Source organism: Tritonibacter sp. SIMBA_163 (assembly GCF_046535935.1).
Taxonomy (GTDB): domain Bacteria; phylum Pseudomonadota; class Alphaproteobacteria; order Rhodobacterales; family Rhodobacteraceae; genus Epibacterium; species Epibacterium scottomollicae.
This window is the reverse complement of record NZ_JAWJBP010000116.1, coordinates 1-469: the sequence shown is the minus strand read 5'-3', so window position 1 is coordinate 469 and position 469 is coordinate 1. Positions and strand designations below refer to the sequence as shown.

The window sequence follows — 469 nt, the reverse complement described above, 5'->3', positions numbered from 1 at the left end:
GATGATCTGATCCAGGGCAAGGGCGGCGTGCGCCTGCTGGTCTCGGCGCTGTCGGCAGGGCTCGACAATGGCGCCGGTGTTGCGCGCGAGGAGGCGATTGCCCTGGTCGATGCCGCCGGTGGCGCGCGCCAGGTGGTGCCGTTTGTGGGCGACGCCATCGCCAAGGCCTTCCCGCCGCCCTCGAGCGAGGGTGATGCACCCGGCAAGGGCGATGGGGGGAAGACAGCGGGAAAGGCCAGCCCTCCGGCGGGGGCGTAGACTGGAGCGCGCTGTTTGCGTCGTGGTGTGAGCTGGGCTTGCATCACGAGCGCTTTGAGGCGGTCACCTTGAAGGAATACGACCTCATCACCCGCACGCGGATCCGGGCCAAGGATGCGCAGGTGGAGGCGCGTCGGGTGCTGAACCAGGAGCTTGGCGTGCTGGTCAGTCACGCGTTCCACAATCCCAGGAAGATGCCGGATTTTACCAA

The 469-nt window shown here is 67.2% G+C and carries 1 protein-coding gene; it reads left to right on the top strand.

Annotation, left to right across the window (positions count from 1 at the left end):
• Positions 1-258: hypothetical protein (locus R0J92_RS21690; protein WP_411053158.1), on the top strand; the 258-nt coding region annotated here is incomplete at its 5' end.
• Positions 259-469 lie beyond the last annotated feature (211 nt).